Raw genomic sequence first — 17,553 nt, forward strand, 5'->3', positions numbered from 1 at the left:
AGTCCGGGATAAAAGCGCGTTCCCGGACTTCCTAATCAGATATAATCACTATATCTGAACTTGGAATTTAGAAAAGGATTATTCAATTCCGTAAGCTCCGAAATGATTTGCCACAGCCGGAGAGGTATAAGTTTCTCCGTTGACGGTCAAACCCGAAGTTTGGAAGAAAGGAGCCATTGTAGCATCGGTTCCGTCATACGCACCGGTAAGAACCGGAGAACCGCTTTGTACATGGAAGTCCCAACTGTCGTTATAAGTATAGCTGGTCAGTGAAACTCCGTTGATGTCGAAGTTTACAAACATCGGGTCTTTGCCATCTTCTTGCGTAGCGATGAGGCTGTGAGCATCTACCACTCCTTGATTATAATCTTCGTGAGCGTAGTTGTATCCTTCCCAAGCGTAAGCCACACCCGATTCGTCTTCGAATACGATTTCACTTTCCTGACTTCCTGAAGCGTAGTAGTTATAGTCGATCACCGAAGCGTCGGCATAACCTTCTTCAGGGTCGTTGGCAAGTGTATAGCTCGGAGTCATGGCTCTGAACTTGCAGTTTACCATTAGGTTATTGAATACATGTACAAGTGCATTCTTTTCTACATAGATGCAGCCGCCTTTTTCTCCGTCTCTGCGCCATCCTGAGTTGATGATGGTATTGTTATAGGCTTGGATGAGCGCCTGTCCGCGTGTTTCGCTCTGTCCGGAACTTGACAGTTTCAATCCGTTTGTGTTGGGGCTGAACATGATGTTTCCGGCAACGTCTACCTTACATCCGGCTTTTACGTTAACGGCTTCGGCACCGTCGTAACCGTTGGCAGCAAACGTGTTGTTGGCAATGATGGCATTACCTCCCATCAGATAAATACCGTCGCTCCATCCGTTGCGGATAATTGAGTTGGTGATGACATAATTACCGTTGATATTGTTTGTCGTGATTTGCGGGTAAGCATCATCTCCGGCAGTATAGATGCCGGCAGAAGCAGCGGGCGAACCGTCGGTTACTTGTCCGCCGGTATATTCGATGATGGTATGGTCGATAAGCATTTCGTCGCATGACTCTGTAGCTACTATACCGCCCCACATACCTTTCAGCGTGTTGTCTTCCGTACGTTCTGCTTCAGGGATGGAAAGAAGAACCGGATTGGCTTCTGTACCCTCGCAATACAAATTACCTTCTACGGTAAACTCGATGGGCACATGATTCGTACCTACACCCGATGTGCTGAATATAACCTGTACACCTTCTTCGATAGTCAAAGATTTTCCTTCGGGGACAGTGATGTGTCCGCTTACGTTGACAACAGAGTTTGCCGTCCATGTACCTTCTACCTCGCCCGATACGGTTTCAGTCTGTTCAGGTTCGTCACCTCCGGGTTCACTACCACCGTTATTTACCGGTTGGTCATCGTCACTACAAGCAGCGAAAAATGACATAGCCATCATCGCCGTTCCTGCTAATAAATACTTCTTAAAGTTCATGTGAATATAAAATTAGTATGTAAAGTTAGTTATTGTCAGATGCTGTTTTATAGTTTATATCTCACTCCGATCATGAAAGACTGTCCGTGCCACTCTTTGCGTTCAATAACATTTCCGCCCGTACGTTCCGAGTCAACGTTTTCCGTACGCGAACTGCTGTGAATGTAGCGCAGCACCGGCATGTTGAGCAAATTAGATGCTTTGGCAAAAATGGCTATCCCGTTTTTGAAGCTCTTTTCCACCGATGCGTCTAACTGTGCATAACCTTTCTCCCATATATCGTCTTCGTACCAGTTTGAAATATCGCTCAAACGTTTTCCCGTATAGCTTCCGGCTATCTGTCCTTCCCATCCGTATTTGGTACTCTTGAAGAGGAGAGACAGGTTGGCTACATGGGCAGCCTGACCGAACAAGGGGCGCGACTGGCGGATGGATTTCACCTCTGAGCCGTCCATGATTCGCTTGTCGGTAGTAATCTTTGAGTGCGTATAGGTATAGTTCGCCTTAATGCCAAACCAGTTGAAATACTTCATGATATCAACTTCCACCCCTAAGTTCTTGGCGTTACCGAAGTTCATCGGTTTGTAGTATGTATCTTGTCCTTCGTTTATCAGTCCGTACTCAATCGGGTTTTTCAGCTTTTTATAGAAAAGCCCCACCATGAACTGTTCAGACGATTTGGGGAAGAACTCATAACGCAGGTCGATATTGTCAGCCACCGTATGCAGCAAGTCTGGATTACCTTTCTCCTTGTAATCTTCATTGATGATGGTATAAGGTACGATTTCGAAGAAACTCGGACGGTTGATGGAACGTGCGTAAGAGAAACGCAGGTTCGCATTGCGATGCACATTGTACTTGGCATGGAAGCTGGGTAGTACGTCCGTGTACTTCTGGTTGCCTTCCGGGTCAGCGTTGTCTGTCGGGAACTTCAATACATATCCCTGATTGGTGTGCTCCATGCGGACACCGGCTATAAGTTCCCATTTGTTCCATGTATATTTCACCATACCGTAAGCCGCACCGATTTTCTCCGTGGCATCATAGTTCAACGGGTCACTGATGTTTCCATACGTACGTGGAGTAAATAATATTTCATCGTAGTTGTTCCAGTCGTCTCCTTTATATTGCAAATCTCCGAGACCGGTAGCCGAATCGAAAGTATATTCGTTGAAGAAACTGTCGCGCTTTTTGTCACGGTACATACCACCGATAGAAAAATCGAATACAGAACCGCCGTCTAATTTCAATTTGTACATCAAGTCTATGTATCCCGCCTTGTCTTTATCCGAGTTATGTTCCCAACGCCGGGTAGCCGAATCGGTGTTTCGTAGGTGGCTTCCCTGCATGAAGATTTCGGCACGGTCGGGTGTTTCACTGTACGCTTTCGATAGTACCGCCGACCAGTTCAGTCGTAAAGCATCATCGTCGAGAAAAGCATGTTCGCCTTTCAGCGTTGAGTTGATGATGTATTGATGCTCCCACATCATGCGTACCGAACCTTCTTGGTCATCGTGTGCATCTTTTACCTCCACTTCACGCATATCCATGTAACCGTTATACCACGTCAGTTTATGATGCGGGTTGATATGATAATCCAGCTTGGCGTGAGCGCCGATACGTGTCTGCTGCGATGAATAATTGCGGTATTCAATGCCGTTATGACTTGTACCGGGCTGGTAATACAGATTGCTTTCCTTACCGCGATACGTGTTTAAGAAACTTCCGGCAAGCATTACTCCCAACTTATTATCGAAAAAGCGGTCGCCGTACGAAAGCCCAGCCGTAAGGTCGGGAAGCGGTTTCTGCCATTTCATGCGTAAGTTATCTGTCTTAAAGTTATCCATTGTCACACGGTTATCTTCGGGCATCCCCATCGCTTCGTAGGGAGATTTCTTTACGATGGCACCGTGGTTGAACGATTGGAAATCGCGGTCGAAATACATGGCGTTATATCCGGTTGAAATGTTGGCCGTAAACTGGCGTTCCGTTGGGGCATCTTTCATGATTAAGTTCACAGCCCCGCCAATACCGTCGCCTTCCATGTTGGCAGTGAGCGATTTGGTGACCTCTAAGCGGTCAAGCATTTCCGACGGGAATATATCCAGCGGCACAAAACGGTTTTTGTTATCCGGACTCGGTATCTTTACGCCATTCACCAGCGTGTAGTTGTATCGCTTGTCCATGCCTCGCAGGATGGCGTACTGACCTTCTCCGCTGCTGTTCCGCTCTACCGTTACGCCCGACATACGCTGAATCACGTTGGCAACCGTGATGTCGGGCGACAGTTCGATGGCTTTCGCACTCATCACATTTACTACGTTCATGGCAGCCCGTTCGATGCTTCGTGCACCCGCTTCGGTACGTCCGGGATTGGTAGCCACCACCGTAACGCTTTCCAGTAATACATCGTCGCTCTTCATCGGGATAATTACTTCCGAATCTTTAGAGCCGATTTCAATCTCGTATTTCTTATATCCTACATACGAACACACCAGCGTATATTTAGGACGGTTTACCGTCAGGTTAAAACTACCGTCCAGTCCGGTTACAGTGCCTTTCGAGGGGTCTTCCTTTACGATGACGGAAGCTCCGATGATTTCCTCTCCCGTTTGGGCATCTTTGATTTTTCCTTTGATGTCTCCCGCATACAGATTACTGCTTGCCAGAAACAATGTACATAACACTAAATTTAATTTCATCCTTTTCTTTTTTGATGTTGCAAAGGTAGAGGGGGCGTTTTACATGATGATTTCGTTCATATTTCAAAAAGAATACAGAATAGATACAGAATAAATACAAAATTTAACCAAAATTGCTTTGTATGGGCGAGATGGTCTGTGCGGACTGTTGGTGAACAGACCTCTGAGCTTTTTTAACTTTTCTGTCCGGCGAAAGAAGGGGAGAAATTCTTTGGTTACATACTCGGAAAACGCAACCGTTAGTGTTGCTCATCCCATGCGGATAAGTTGGTCGGTTCTACCCATAGAGTTACCCCGTTCTATGGGTAGCGTTTTTCAGGCTCTATATAAGGTAATATAAGCCGTAAAAAGAAAAATCCATGCGGATGTTTTTAGAGGAAGCATCCGCATGGATTAAAGAATGATTCGAATGAAACTTCGGCCCGTCAAGGAAATGTTGGGGATTAGTTGTTACTGTGTGCCGACGGCAAAGAGATAGCCGAAGTAACTTGCTGCCAATACCGCCGCACGTCTTTCCAGTGGTAATACGGAGCCTTGTCTGTCTTTACGGGCAACGTAACTTCTCGTTCGTTTAAAAGAAGTTTCACCAAAATGTCTTCGCTTCCGGCTTTGCGGTAAAAAATGAGTTGTACGTTGCCACACATGGGAATAATCCGGTATGTACGATAAGTATCGGCTATTTTTTGCCAGTCGGATGTAGCTTCGGTCAGCCGGTTGATACCCATCAGCGCAGCGAGCGGCGCCAAATTCGTATCGTGTCCGTAGCGCAGGCTGACAGCGTTTCTTTTTGAGGCAATCACCGTATCTGCCGTTTCAATAAAGTTGTCAAGCAGATTTTTTTCCAGCTTATACATACACGAACCGCTCAGCGGAGAAGCCCCCTTTTCATAATACCACTCAAAGTTGTTCCGTTGCCATAAGTCGTATCGTTCGTCATCGGTAAACAGGAAAGAAAGATTCTCCTGCCCGTAACTGCTTTGACTGATGCCATCCAGTTCAAATAAATCGGCCATCAGTTTTGAAGGCTCTTTTACATACTTGCTGTCGGTGAATAATTGTTTCATCAGCCGGTCGGGATGAATATATATGCAATCCGCCGCACGATATACACTATCAGCATTCGCTAAGTGAATAGCCTCGTAAGCCTCGTTCTTATATTTAATGTAATAAGCATCGTGTTCACTGGCATCGGTTGTAATGTTGAGTTGAGGATTTAAGCCTTTCAGCTCCACACAAGCTGCCGCCATCGACAAAAAAGCACGTGTCTTATATGTAGAGCGTGCATCGACATGCGTTCCGTTTGTAAATACCTGCGGGTAGTTTTCATACATGCGGCGTATTAACTCCCGGTGTTGCTGAGCCCCTTTCGGTGTCAGCTCGCCATACCTACCCTCCGCCTCTTTAGCTAAGGCTTCTACTATTCGTAAGGCATGTTTCCCGTCATCGGTTAATATCCCCTTGTTTGCCGCTTCCTTTAAAATGGCAAGCGGTTCATCGTATTTCTTCTTTTTGGTAAGATAACGCGACCCGTGACGTGCAAAGGCAGAGATATAAAACGGTTTGTATCCGTCGGGAGCAGCAGTGAGAGACGTTTTTGGCGCTTGATAAGCATAATACTTTCCTGCGGAGAATGCAGGATTTGCTTGAATTTCCTCTGATGCACTTTGTCCGGCAGCCGGCAAGAACGTTCCGGCAATCAACATTGAAATAATAAATCTTTTCATCCTTCTTTTAATTTTTGCGGGTGTAAAGGTAGGTATCTTTTCGGGAGTGTCCGATGAAAAAATCGGGCTGATTGACTTGGAACAGGCAAATGAAATAATGTTGTAATGTGTTTGTAATACAAAAGGATGTCACCGAAAAATAATGTTTGATTTTGTAATTAAGGGGAAAAGATATTAGAGTGGGAGAAAGATTTGTTTGTTAAAATGTGTTTAGATGAAAGTAAATATTTTCATAAAATACAATAACTTCAATATAATTTTATATATTAGCGGCACTGTTAATTGAAAGAAATCGCTTTATCGTATAAATAAATAAAATCATACATAAATTTGTATGAATATAGATTATAGATATATTAACCTTAAATTTGTTAGTTATGCAGAAACGATCATTTCTTGTAGTTGTAATGTTCCTGATAGGAACGTTGTTTACGAGTTTGTATGCGCAGACGCATACAGTTACCGGTAAGGTAACGGATAAAGAAATGGGAGAACCATTGATTGGTGTGAATGTTTTGATTAAAGGGACATCCACAGGTACTATTACCGATTTCGATGGTAATTACACGCTCGAAGCATCTGCTTCTGATGTTTTGGTATTCTCGTATGTCAGTATGAAATCGATTGAAGAACCGGTAGGCAACCGGAGCACAATCAACGTAGTCATGTCGTCTGATTCGGAAGTCTTGGGCGAAGTGGTGGTAACTGCGATGGGTATCAAACGTCAATCGGAAACCTTGACCTACTCGGCACAGACAGTGGGTGGTAAAGATGTGAACGACATCAAGAGCGTTAATATGATTAATTCGCTGCAAGGTAAAAGTGCCGGTCTTACCATTACTCCGAACTCAACCGGTGCCGGAGGTTCTTCTAAAATCCTGTTCCGTGGAAGTAAGTCTATCAGCGGAAGCAACCAGCCTTTGATTGTTGTTGACGGAGTTCCGGTTATGAACAGTGTCAGCGATGATCAGGTTGACAGTAACTATGGTGGTCAGCGAGATGGTGGCGATGTGATGTCGACTATCAATCCCGACGACATCGCTTCAATCACTTTGCTGAAAGGTGCATCGGCAGCAGCATTGTACGGTGCGGTGGCAGCCAACGGTGCAATAATGATTACCACCAAGTCTGCACAATCGGGCAAAGTAGCAATAAGCGTGTCAAGCAACACCACGATGGAAACTCCGATGATACTTCCCGAATTCCAGAACCAGTATGGTGTGAGCGACAGCGGTATGTATAGTTGGGGAGAGAAACTGTCTGCCGAAGCTCCCAACTATGCGAAAGAGTTTTATCGCGTAGGGTTCACCACTAATAACTCTATTTCGCTTTCGGGAGGTGGTGAAAATATTCGTTCTTACTTCTCTTACGGTAATGTTTATTCGCAAGGCATTACTCCTACCAACGATTACCGGAGCCATAATTTGAACTCTAAAGTGGGCTTTGATTTGTTCGAGAAAAAAGTGCATGTTGACTTTAGTGCAAAATTCACTAATCAGCATATCAAGAACCAAGCGGCTGCGGGTTATTTGTTTAATCCGCTGACGGGTGTTTACCTTTTCCCGCGTGGTGAGGATTGGAATTACTATAAAGAAAACTTCGAAGTGTACGACCCGGCTCGCGGCATTAACGTACAAAACTGGACCAATACGTTGCAGGAACAGTTTGGTAATCCTTACTGGATGTTGAACCGTCAGGCTTCCGTAGTAGACCGTAACCGTTATGAATTTGGCGGAAGCATCAAATGGGATATCAACGAAGACTGGAACATTCAAGGACGTATGCGTTATGAAAGAGGCGAAGAACATTGGGTAAACAATCTGTATGCTTCCAGTGCCGGCGATAAATACAAGATGGGACGTATGAAAGATAACCGTTACTTCAGCGATCAGCTTTATGGTGACGTATTGATTAATTATAGCCATACATTCGGCGATTTCTTTGTGACAGCTACAGCTGGTTCCAGCTTTACGAAGAGTAAAACCTCTCATGTTGATATGAATGCTGAAGGTGAAGTCTTTACATCTCCGGGTTCGGGCAACGTATATTACCCCAACATCTTTGCGCCGGGAAACTATTATAAAAACATGTTCGTACTTGGCAATAATGATTTCTGGAATACGGAGAAACGTTTGAATGCTGTGTTTGCTACGGCTCAGGTAGGTTGGAAAGACGGTTTGTTTATTGATGTTTCGGCTCGTAACGACTGGTCTTCAGCCTTGTCATTTACTGAAAGCTGCTCGTTCTTCTATCCGTCAATAGGCGGTAGTTTCCTGATGAACAAGTTTGTTGATATGGGTAAGAATGTCGATTTGTTTAAGTTCCGTGCCAGCTACTCTATCGTAGGTAACGACGTGCCTGTATTTATGACCAATTTGCTTTACCACTTCGTTAAGGATGGTAACGGAGCAATAGCAGCTCCCGATAACGCACCGTTCCGTACGTTGAAGCCGGAAAAGACCCATTCTATCGAAGTCGGTTTTGACGGTACGTTCTTCCAAAACCGCTTGACATTGGGATTAACTTACTACAAAACCAACACCAAGAACCAGTTCTTCTCTGTAGCTGCTCCTTATCAGTCCGGTTTGCGTAACCGTTATGTAAATGCCGGTAATGTTCAGAATCAAGGTTTTGAAATCTCCGCAGGATGGTATCAGCAGTTTAATAACAACTTTAGTTGGAGTACGAATTTCAACCTTTCTTATAATGATAACCAAATTAAAGAGTTGGTTGATGACCTGCCGAATGGTTTGACTTTGACTGACTTTGGCGGTGCGAAGATTATCTTGAAAGAAGGAGGTGAATACGGTGATTTGTATGTACGTCACATTATACGCAATGAAGACGGTACGCCGGTGAAGGATGCTGCCACAGGTAAACCGCAAATAAGCGGCGACAGTACTGAAGAAATGATTTATGCAGGCAACATGAATTCTAAAGTAAATGCCGGATGGACAAATACATTCCATTACAAAGATTTCACTTTGTCGTTCTTGATTGATGCGCGTTTTGGTGGCAAAGTTCTGTCAATGACTGAAGCTACATTAGACGGTTGGGGCGTTTCCAAACGTTCAGGCGATGCACGTAATGCAGGAAAAGTAGTGGTAGACGGCGTGGAATTTGATCCGAAGGCATGGTATACCACAACGGGTAGTACCAGTTACAATACTCCGTATGCGAATGAAAACTATGTTTACGATGCTACTAACGTTCGTTTGCGTGAATTAAGTTTCGGTTATACATTCCGTAATCTTTTCGGTATCGGAAAGAATCTGACAGCTTCTATCATCGGACGTAACTTGTTCTTCTTCTATAAAGACGCTCCGGTAGACCCGGATGTATCTCCCGGAACTGGAAACGGTGTTCAAGGTATAGATATGTTCGGATTACCAACTTCACGTAGTTTTGGTTTGAACTTAAAACTTAACTTCTAAATCTTTGTAACTATGAAACGAAATAAACTTTTTACATACGCTTTAATAATGGCATTGCCTGTGCTGGGCGGTAGTATCGTGACGTCTTGTACGGATAGTTTTGAAAGTTTGAATACGAGCGATGCACAAGTTAATCCGGACGATCTTCCTTTTTCTTCCCAATGGTTGGAGCCTATGACGTATTGTTATCCGCCTCAACAGAATATGTTCCAGTTCTGGACCAACTTGACCATCGACTGGTATAGCGGTTACTTTATGACTCCTAACGGAGGCTTTACGAACTGTAAAATGGCTGTTAACCGTGGACATAGCGGCGGTATGCACGAGAATTACTATTTGCATATTTTCAATAATACACGCCGTATCATTGCCAACTGCGAGGAACAAGAAGAAAATATCTTGGCAGCTGTGATGCGGATTGTACAGGCTTATGGTACGCTGATGACTACCGATGCTTACGGTCCGCTGGCTTATACGTCAGTAATAGAAGCCGACGATTATACCACTTCTTACTACTTCGACAGCCAGCAAACCATCTACACCTCTATGTTGAACGATTTGGGAAATGCTGTGAAAACACTTGAATCTATTAATGAAACCAATGATGCTACCGAACTTCAGAATTTGGCGAGTGCGGATGTATGGTGTGGAGGTGACATCGGATCATGGATTCAGATAGCCAATACGATGCGTTTGCGTATGGCACTTCGTTTGTCAAAGCGTGTTGACGAAATGAGTGCGGCAGGAGTCGACCTGAAAGCCATTGCCAAAGAAGCTGCTCGCAATACATTGGCAGCTTCCGGAGGTAAGGATATTTTAATTAATAAAGGGCTTGAAAACGAAATGTGGCTGATGTTCAACTGGGGTGACTGTGGATTTAATGCCAACTTGGTTACTTTGATGAGTGGAATGAAAGACCCTCGCCAACCGCTGTATATGACGAAAAATACCGATGAAATTTTGCATAAAGGGTATACGAAAGAATCGAAAGACGGTACTACCACCTATTACAAAGGTACGGGCGATAGCAAAACTCAGGTAGAACAAAGCGAAGCTGTGGCAGCTCCGACCAACTCAGGTTATTACGGAATCCGTTTTGCATTTGATGTTCCTAACAAACCGAACAGCTGGAGTACGCTTTCCGGATGGATTCAAGGCGATAATGGTTCTTCATACTCTATGCCGTTGCCTATATTCAAAGGAGCAGAAAGCTATTTCTTGTTGGCTGAAGCTGAACTCCGTGGATGGATTACAGCGCAAGAAGCAGGTGGCTCTGTACAGGAATTGTATGAAAGAGGTGTAAGAGCTTCCATCCAAAACGAGGTGGATTACCGTGGTCCGTATGCTAATTTAACTACTCCCATCAACGCTTCTGCCGCAGCCGATGAATACCTGAACCAAACTTCGGGTCAGGCAGATTTGGATGACCCCATTGACGATTCCCTTGACCATGAGGCTATGAATCATTTGGGTGCAAAATGGGTAGGTGGCGACCAAGAACAGCAACTGGAACAAATTATCATCCAGAAGTATTTGGCTTTGTTCCCCTTATCTACCGAGGCATGGGCTGAACAGCGTCGTACTGGATATCCAAGACTATTCCCTGCTCTTATTAATCAGGGAGGAGCCAGCTACGTAAATATGGAAGAAGGTCTGCGAAGAGTGATTTACAGTTCGAACGAATATGATACAAACGCGGCAGAACTGAATAATTCCGGACTAAAATTGTTGAACGAAGAAAATACAAGTAAAACAGGCATAACTGGCGATAACGGAGGTACTCGTGTATGGTGGGATAACGCCAATAAGGGCAACTTCTGATAACGCCGGGGAAGCTGATGGCGTTTAGCTCCCCTTTTGAATTTCTCTATTACTATAAGTCCCATGACCGGAAAAAACGTTTTTCGGTCGTGGGATTTTTTGTAGAATGAAGTTTTGTTTTATTTGCATCAATATTGTCATTTATCCGCATAAATTCATAAGTATTGCCTGTTGTATAATTTTATTGACTAATTTTTTTACATTTCTGCCCGATTTTTAAAATAGGGTTGATTGTCTACTTTTTAAATTTGCAGAGAAAATCAAACATCTACAAATAAACAAAGTAATATTATGAAATTCATTATGAGGGCCTTTGCGCTGTGTTTGTTGGTTTTTTTATCGAATGCAGCGTTGTCGGCTAAAAAGACAGAAGCCGAAACGGTGAGGGAGATAATAGATAAGGTTAACCGCCATTGGCAGAAAGAAAATGTTCCCGAAGTTCGTTCATTTTGGGATAATGCTGCTTATCATACCGGGAATATGGAGGCTTATTTTCTTACTGGCAACGAAGAATATCGGGCTTATTCGGAAGCATGGGCAGAACACAACCACTGGAAAGGGGCGAAAAGTAATCGTCGTTCGGAATGGAAATATTCTTACGGTGAGACTGATGAATATGTTTTATTCGGCGACTGGCAAGTATGTTTCCAAACCTATATTGATTTATATAATATAGCTCCCGAAGATTATAAAATACGCCGTGCCCGTGAGGTTATGGAATACGAGATGAGTACGCCTAATCAAGATTATTGGTGGTGGAGCGACGGGCTGTATATGGTAATGCCTGTGATGACAAAACTTTACAAGCTGACACATAATGAATTATATCTGAAGAAACTGTATGAGTATATCGTATATTCAGACAGTATTATGTTCGATAAAGATGAAAATCTGTATTATCGCGATGCGAAATATGTATTCCCCAATCATAAAAGCGTAAACGGGAAAAAGGATTTCTGGGCGCGGGGAGACGGATGGGTACTTGCAGGCTTGGCTAAAGTCTTGAAGGACTTGCCTGCCGATTATGAACACCGTCAGTTTTTTATCGACAAATACAAGAAAATGGCAAAGGCGGTTGCCGCTGTTCAGCAGCCGGAAGGTTATTGGACGCGCAGCATGTTAGACCCTGAATATGCTCCCGGACCGGAAACCAGCGGAACGGCATTTTTCATGTATGGTTTTATGTGGGGAATCAACAATGGTTATTTGGATAAGGCATCTTATTTGCCCGTAGTGCGTAAAGCGTGGAAATATTTGTCTGAAACAGCGCTTCAGAAAGACGGAACGGTAGGTTACGTTCAGCCTATCGGGGAAAAAGCAATTCCCGGCCAGATTTTAGATGCTCATTCTACGGCAAACTTTGGGGTGGGGGCGTTTTTGCTGGCGGCTTGTGAGTATGTACGTTACCTCGAAGCTCCCGCTACGGCTGACCGTGCTTATTGGTGTGGCTTGGCTTATCAGTTGGCTGCACCCGTATTGAGCAACATGGCAAAAGGCGAATTACAGAAAAACATGCAGGTAGAGGTTAGTCCCACATGGGACGGACGCGATAAGCGGGTGACTTACATGGAGGCATTCGGACGTTTGATGGCGGGCATTGCACCGTGGTTAACTTTACCGGATGATGATACGGAAGAAGGTAAAATGCGCAAACAGCTCCGCGGATGGGCGTTGAAGAGCTACGCCAATGCCGTCGACCCTCAAAGCCCTGATTATCTGTTGTGGAGGAAAGAAGGACAACCGCTGGTTGATGCGGCATACATAGCCGAAAGTTTTCTTCGTGCATACGAACAGCTCTGGCTTCCTCTCGATGAAACGACCAAGAAACGCTACATCGAAGAGTTTACTTTATTGCGCCGGATAGACCCTCCTTATACGAACTGGTTGCTCTTCTCGTCTACGATAGAGAGTTTTTTGGCAAAAGCCGGAGCGCCTTACGATGCTTATCGTGTCAATTCTGCCATTCGGAAGGTAGAAGAATGGTATACAGGCGATGGCTGGTATTCTGACGGACCTGCTTTTGCTTTCGATTATTACAGCAGTTATGTGTTTCATCCCATGTATTTGGAAACTTTACAAGACATGAAGGATGCCAATGCCTATACTCGTCTGCATTATGCTAAATATTACACCCGTGCCTTGCGCCGTGCGCAAAAGTACAGTTTGATACTGGAGCGTTTCATCTCGCCCGAAGGAACTTTCCCCGTATTCGGACGCTCTATTCCTTACCGGATGGCAACCATGCAGCCATTGGCGCTTATGGCGTGGTATCAGGAATTGCCCGCCGGAGTGAGCAACGCCCAAGTACGTAGCGCACTGACGGCTGTGATGAAGCGTATGTTTGCCACCGGGAAGAACTTCAATGAAGGAGGATTTCTGACCATCGGTTTTACAGGGCGTCAGCCTAACGTAGCCGACTGGTATACGAATAACGGAAGTCTTTATATGACTTCACTTTCTCTGCTTCCGTTAGGGCTTCCCGCATCACATCCGTTTTGGACGGATGCTCCGCAAGACTGGACGAGCAAACGGGCATGGGGAGAAAAACCTTTCCCGAAAGACCATCAGTGGAAAGATGAAATTCGTACTTCGGATCTGTTCTGATTATTGAGTGTTATAAAGCAAAAGCGCAGATTTTCAGCGGAAATACTCCAATGAAAATCTGTGCTTATTATGTTATTATCCCAAGAAAGCATAGGCAGAATCCTCTGCCTTTGTATCTCTGGAAACGCTACCGTTAGTGTTGGTCATTTCTAACGGTAGCGTTGCCCGGTTCTACCCATAGAGTTCATTGGTTCTACGGGTAGCGTTTTCGGGCTTTTCCCAAGCCGGATAAAGTTGATAAACTCTATATGGAAGAGGGCCTGTGGCTCTCTTTTTTATTTGTCTTTTTTCCCGAAAAGAGAAAAATGAACGTAGCGTTTCGGATGCTCTTGCAGGTCTTTCAGCAGACTGGCAGCATTGGCAGATGTAGCGTTCAGGTTATTGTAAAGCGATGAATCGTTCATCAGTAGTCCCAGTGTATTATCTTTTCGGTTCAGTTTGGCTGTCAGCGTATGAACATTTTGCAGGGTTGAATCTATTTTGGTGAAAGTCGATGCGTAGTCAATGTCTTTCAGGTTGCCGCTGATGGTTTCTAAGTTGGCGGTGATTTTTGCAGCATTATCTGTAATTTGCGGAATATCCTCAGACATCAGTCGGTTGAGCTGTTTTCCGGCAGCATCAAGCGATGCCGTCAGCTTTTCTGCATTATGTAAAGTATTGGCTAACGCCGGATCAGAAAGCAAACGGTTCAGCGACCCCATGATAGAGTCGAGTTTGGGAAGCATTTTCTGTATCTGAGGCAACAGGTCTTTTTCGGCAGCCCCTAAAATGCCATCGTTTGCTACTCCGGTAAGCGTGTCGCCCGGATTGTAAAAATCAGAAGAACCATGGTCTAAAAGCAAGTTCATCTTGACAGTTCCCAGCATTTCAGTAACCAGCTCAGCCTTACTTCCCGAAGGGATGCGCATGTTCTGGTCGATTTCCATACCTACCACCACGTGTCCCGGTTTGTTGTAATTGTACTGGATATCGCGTATGATACCAACTTTAAAACCGTTGGCAAACACAGGGCTGGATTGAGATAGTCCGTTGATGTTTGTAAACTCTACATAATAATAGCTTTCAGGTTTAAACATGTTGATACCCTTCAGGTAATTGATACCGAAGAACAGAACCACCAGTGCCGTGATTCCCGTCAAACCTATTTTCATTTCTTTCTTCATATAATTTTTCTTTTTTTATTTTCGGTTGTTCTTAAATTCTTTGATGGCTTGGTTTACATCCATTTTTTGTTCGCCCCGGAATGCGATGATAAAAGCATCGCTGAATTTGCTGTCTACTTTATTGCGTTTCAATCGGAGTATTTTGTTATAATCGGTTTCTGCTCCGTAAGTATACTTCACCAATCCGCCTTCGCGGTAATAATCTACCGGCGAAAGTCCTTTCAGTTGTCTGCTGCCTTTGGGCAAAACTTTCGAAGCGGTCAGGATTTGTATCTTAAATACGGGTCGTGAAGTAGTTGCTTCTTCTGTCACCACAGGCTGTTCGGTTTCTACCTGTCGGTCTGCTTGCTGAGGCTGTGGTACGCTTACATCTTTCCCTTTGCCTTGCTTGTAGTTAAGAAATGCTTTATAAATGCTCCGTGCCAGCGTTGAACTGCCTGCATCCGACAATAAAAAACGTTCTTCTGCCGGGTTGGTAATATATCCCAACTCTATCAGTACGCTGGGCATTGTTGTTTCGCGCAGTACGAGAAATCCGGCTTGGTGAACCCCTTTGTCCGTACGGTTTTCGGCACGGAACTGTTTCTGTACCAACTGGGCAAAATTTACGCTTTGCGCCATGTTTTTGTCTTGCAAGAATTCAAAAATGATATAGCTTTCCGAAGAGTTTGGATTAAATCCTGCATATTGTTGCGTATAGTCATCTTCGATAAGAATAACCGAGTTTTCTTTTTTTGCCACTTCCAGATTTTCCTGCGTCTGGTGGAGTCCCAACGTGTACGTTTCTGTTCCGCTCACTTGCGCTGTACGCGAAGCAATGGAGTTGGTATGTATCGAGATAAACAAGTCTGCTTTAGCATTATTGGCTATTTCGGCCCTCCGGTGAAGCGGCACGAATATGTCTTTATCGCGTGTGTAAATCACCTTTGTATCGGGGCAGTTTTCTTTAATGAGCCTTCCTACTTTCAAGGCCACGCTAAGGTTGATGTTCTTTTCCCGTCCGCGTTTGCCTATGGCTCCGGGGTCATGTCCTCCATGTCCGGCATCGATGACTACGGTAAAGGTTTTGTCTGTCGGAGAAGCATACAGGCTATCCGGCTGGAGCATAGCCAAACACGCCAAGATACCTGATAACAATATAATTATGTAGTTTCTTCTTATTCGCATAACTTTACAATCGGGACAAAGTTAATAGTTTTTTTGCGGATAACCGTTTTTCCGCCAAGAAAGAAAAGGATATTCATAAATAAAAGCTATAAAAACATCGAAAAATCCTATCAAATGCTGTTTTTTGCGTATATTTGTTGAATATAGGATGTGGCTCGGCAGCGTAAAACTCGAAACCAGTATTTTCGGTTTTCTTCTGCGCTTGCCTTTCGCTATATTTGTTGAATAACGGATTTTATAAAAATATTTATTGTTATGACATTGATTGACGGAAAAGCCGTTTCAGAACAAGTGAAGCGGGAAATAGCGGCTGAAGTCGCTGACATAGTTGCCAATGGCGGCAAGCGTCCTCATTTGGCAGCAATCCTTGTGGGACATGACGGAGGAAGTGAGACGTATGTGGCAGCAAAAGTAAAAGCATGTGAAGTTTGTGGTTTTAAGTCGACGCTGATTCGTTATGAGTCTGATGTAACAGAAGATGAGTTGCTGGCAAAAGTGCGCGAACTGAATGCCGATGACGATGTAGACGGATTTATCGTCCAACTTCCTTTGCCGAAGCATATTTCAGAACAGAAAGTGATTGAAACCATCGACTACCGTAAAGATGTAGACGGTTTTCATCCGATAAATGTAGGCCGTATGTCCATCGGCTTGCCCTGCTACGTATCGGCCACTCCGAACGGTATTTTGGAGTTATTGAGACGCTACAATATTGAAACTCAAGGGAAAAAATGTGTAATATTAGGTCGAAGCAATATCGTGGGCAAACCGATGGCTGCCCTGATGATGCAGAAAGCCTATCCGGGCGATGCGACCGTTACGGTATGTCACAGCCGTAGCCGCGATTTGGTTAAGGAATGTCAGGAGGCAGATATATTGATAGCCGCAATGGGCCAGCCGAATTTCGTAAAGGCGGAAATGGTAAAAGAAGGTGCGGTAGTGATCGACGTAGGTACCACACGTGTGCCTGATGCCACAAAAAAATCAGGATTCAAGCTCACGGGCGATGTGAAATTTGACGAAGTTGCTCCGAAGTGTTCGTTTATCACTCCCGTACCGGGTGGGGTAGGTCCGATGACCATCGTTTCATTGATGCGCAACACCTTGCTTGCCGGAAAGAAAGCTATTTATAAGTAATAAACCTCTGTTATCGGCTTGATTTCAGATAAAATATGCGGGTAGGCAATAAAAAACGTCTGAAAAATTTGCAAAGTCGGAAGAAATGTCTACCTTTGCAATCGCTTTTGAAAAGCAAGCTGACATGGTGACTATAGTTCAGTTGGTTAGAGCGTCAGATTGTGGTTCTGAATGTCGTGGGTTCGAGTCCCACTAGTCACCCTCCGAGAGAGGGATGCTTTGAGAAAGTTTTTTATTATCTATATGTTCATGGTGACTATAGTTCAGTTGGTTAGAGCGTCAGATTGTGGTTCTGAATGTCGTGGGTTCGAGTCCCACTAGTCAC

9 protein-coding genes and 2 tRNA genes are annotated in these 17,553 nt (G+C 44.4%); 6 read left to right on the forward strand and 5 right to left on the reverse strand.

Features of this window, described 5'->3' with window-relative positions; all coding sequences use genetic code 11:
• Positions 1 to 78: 78 nt before the first annotated feature.
• The 3 genes from H9626_RS07255 to H9626_RS07265 all read right to left on the reverse strand — a co-directional run bounded on the left by H9626_RS07255 (position 79) and on the right by H9626_RS07265 (position 5,902).
• Positions 79 to 1,476 (reverse strand): right-handed parallel beta-helix repeat-containing protein, encoded by a 1,398-nt coding sequence (locus H9626_RS07255; RefSeq protein ID WP_191710067.1) that lies wholly within the window; start codon positions 1,474 to 1,476, stop codon positions 79 to 81.
• A gap of 47 nt (positions 1,477 to 1,523) precedes the next feature.
• Complete coding sequence (locus tag H9626_RS07260; RefSeq protein ID WP_191710068.1) at positions 1,524 to 4,178, reverse strand: TonB-dependent receptor; 2,655 nt, start codon at positions 4,176 to 4,178, stop codon at positions 1,524 to 1,526.
• Positions 4,179 to 4,621: 443 nt separating this feature from the next.
• Complete coding sequence (locus H9626_RS07265; protein ID WP_191710069.1) at positions 4,622 to 5,902, reverse strand: histidine-type phosphatase; 1,281 nt, start codon at positions 5,900 to 5,902, stop codon at positions 4,622 to 4,624.
• 377 nt (positions 5,903 to 6,279) lie between these two features.
• Here H9626_RS07265 and H9626_RS07270 point away from each other — a divergent pair, with 377 nt between their 5' ends.
• From H9626_RS07270 to H9626_RS07280, 3 genes are all read left to right on the forward strand, one after another.
• Entirely contained in the window at positions 6,280 to 9,336 is a 3,057-nt protein-coding gene (locus H9626_RS07270; RefSeq protein ID WP_191710070.1) for a SusC/RagA family TonB-linked outer membrane protein, read from the forward strand.
• A gap of 12 nt (positions 9,337 to 9,348) precedes the next feature.
• A complete protein-coding gene (locus tag H9626_RS07275) occupies positions 9,349 to 11,157 on the forward strand; it encodes a SusD/RagB family nutrient-binding outer membrane lipoprotein (RefSeq protein ID WP_225230917.1) in 1,809 nt (602 codons plus the stop codon).
• Between the two features lie 291 nt (positions 11,158 to 11,448).
• A complete protein-coding gene (locus tag H9626_RS07280) occupies positions 11,449 to 13,761 on the forward strand; it encodes a DUF2264 domain-containing protein (RefSeq protein ID WP_225230918.1) in 2,313 nt (770 codons plus the stop codon).
• 275 nt (positions 13,762 to 14,036) lie between these two features.
• Here the strand turns inward: H9626_RS07280 and H9626_RS07285 are convergent, their stop codons facing one another.
• Positions 14,037 to 14,924, reverse strand: coding sequence for an MlaD family protein (locus H9626_RS07285; RefSeq protein WP_178256696.1), 888 nt, complete (start codon positions 14,922 to 14,924; stop codon positions 14,037 to 14,039).
• A 15-nt stretch (positions 14,925 to 14,939) separates the two neighbouring features.
• Positions 14,940 to 16,031, reverse strand: a complete 1,092-nt coding sequence (locus tag H9626_RS07290; protein ID WP_438616941.1) for an N-acetylmuramoyl-L-alanine amidase family protein — start codon at positions 16,029 to 16,031, stop codon at positions 14,940 to 14,942.
• Positions 16,032 to 16,346: 315 nt separating this feature from the next.
• Here H9626_RS07290 and folD point away from each other — a divergent pair, with 315 nt between their 5' ends.
• From folD to H9626_RS07305, 3 genes are all read left to right on the forward strand, one after another.
• Positions 16,347 to 17,228: a bifunctional methylenetetrahydrofolate dehydrogenase/methenyltetrahydrofolate cyclohydrolase FolD gene (gene folD, locus H9626_RS07295; RefSeq protein ID WP_191710072.1), complete on the forward strand. Its 882-nt coding sequence runs from the start codon at positions 16,347 to 16,349 to the stop codon at positions 17,226 to 17,228.
• Between the two features lie 127 nt (positions 17,229 to 17,355).
• Positions 17,356 to 17,429 (forward strand) — tRNA-His (locus tag H9626_RS07300).
• A 51-nt stretch (positions 17,430 to 17,480) separates the two neighbouring features.
• Positions 17,481 to 17,553: transfer RNA gene (locus tag H9626_RS07305), tRNA-His, on the forward strand.

Source organism: Phocaeicola faecium, assembly GCF_014837055.1.
Taxonomy (GTDB): Bacteria; Bacteroidota; Bacteroidia; order Bacteroidales; family Bacteroidaceae; genus Phocaeicola; species Phocaeicola gallinarum.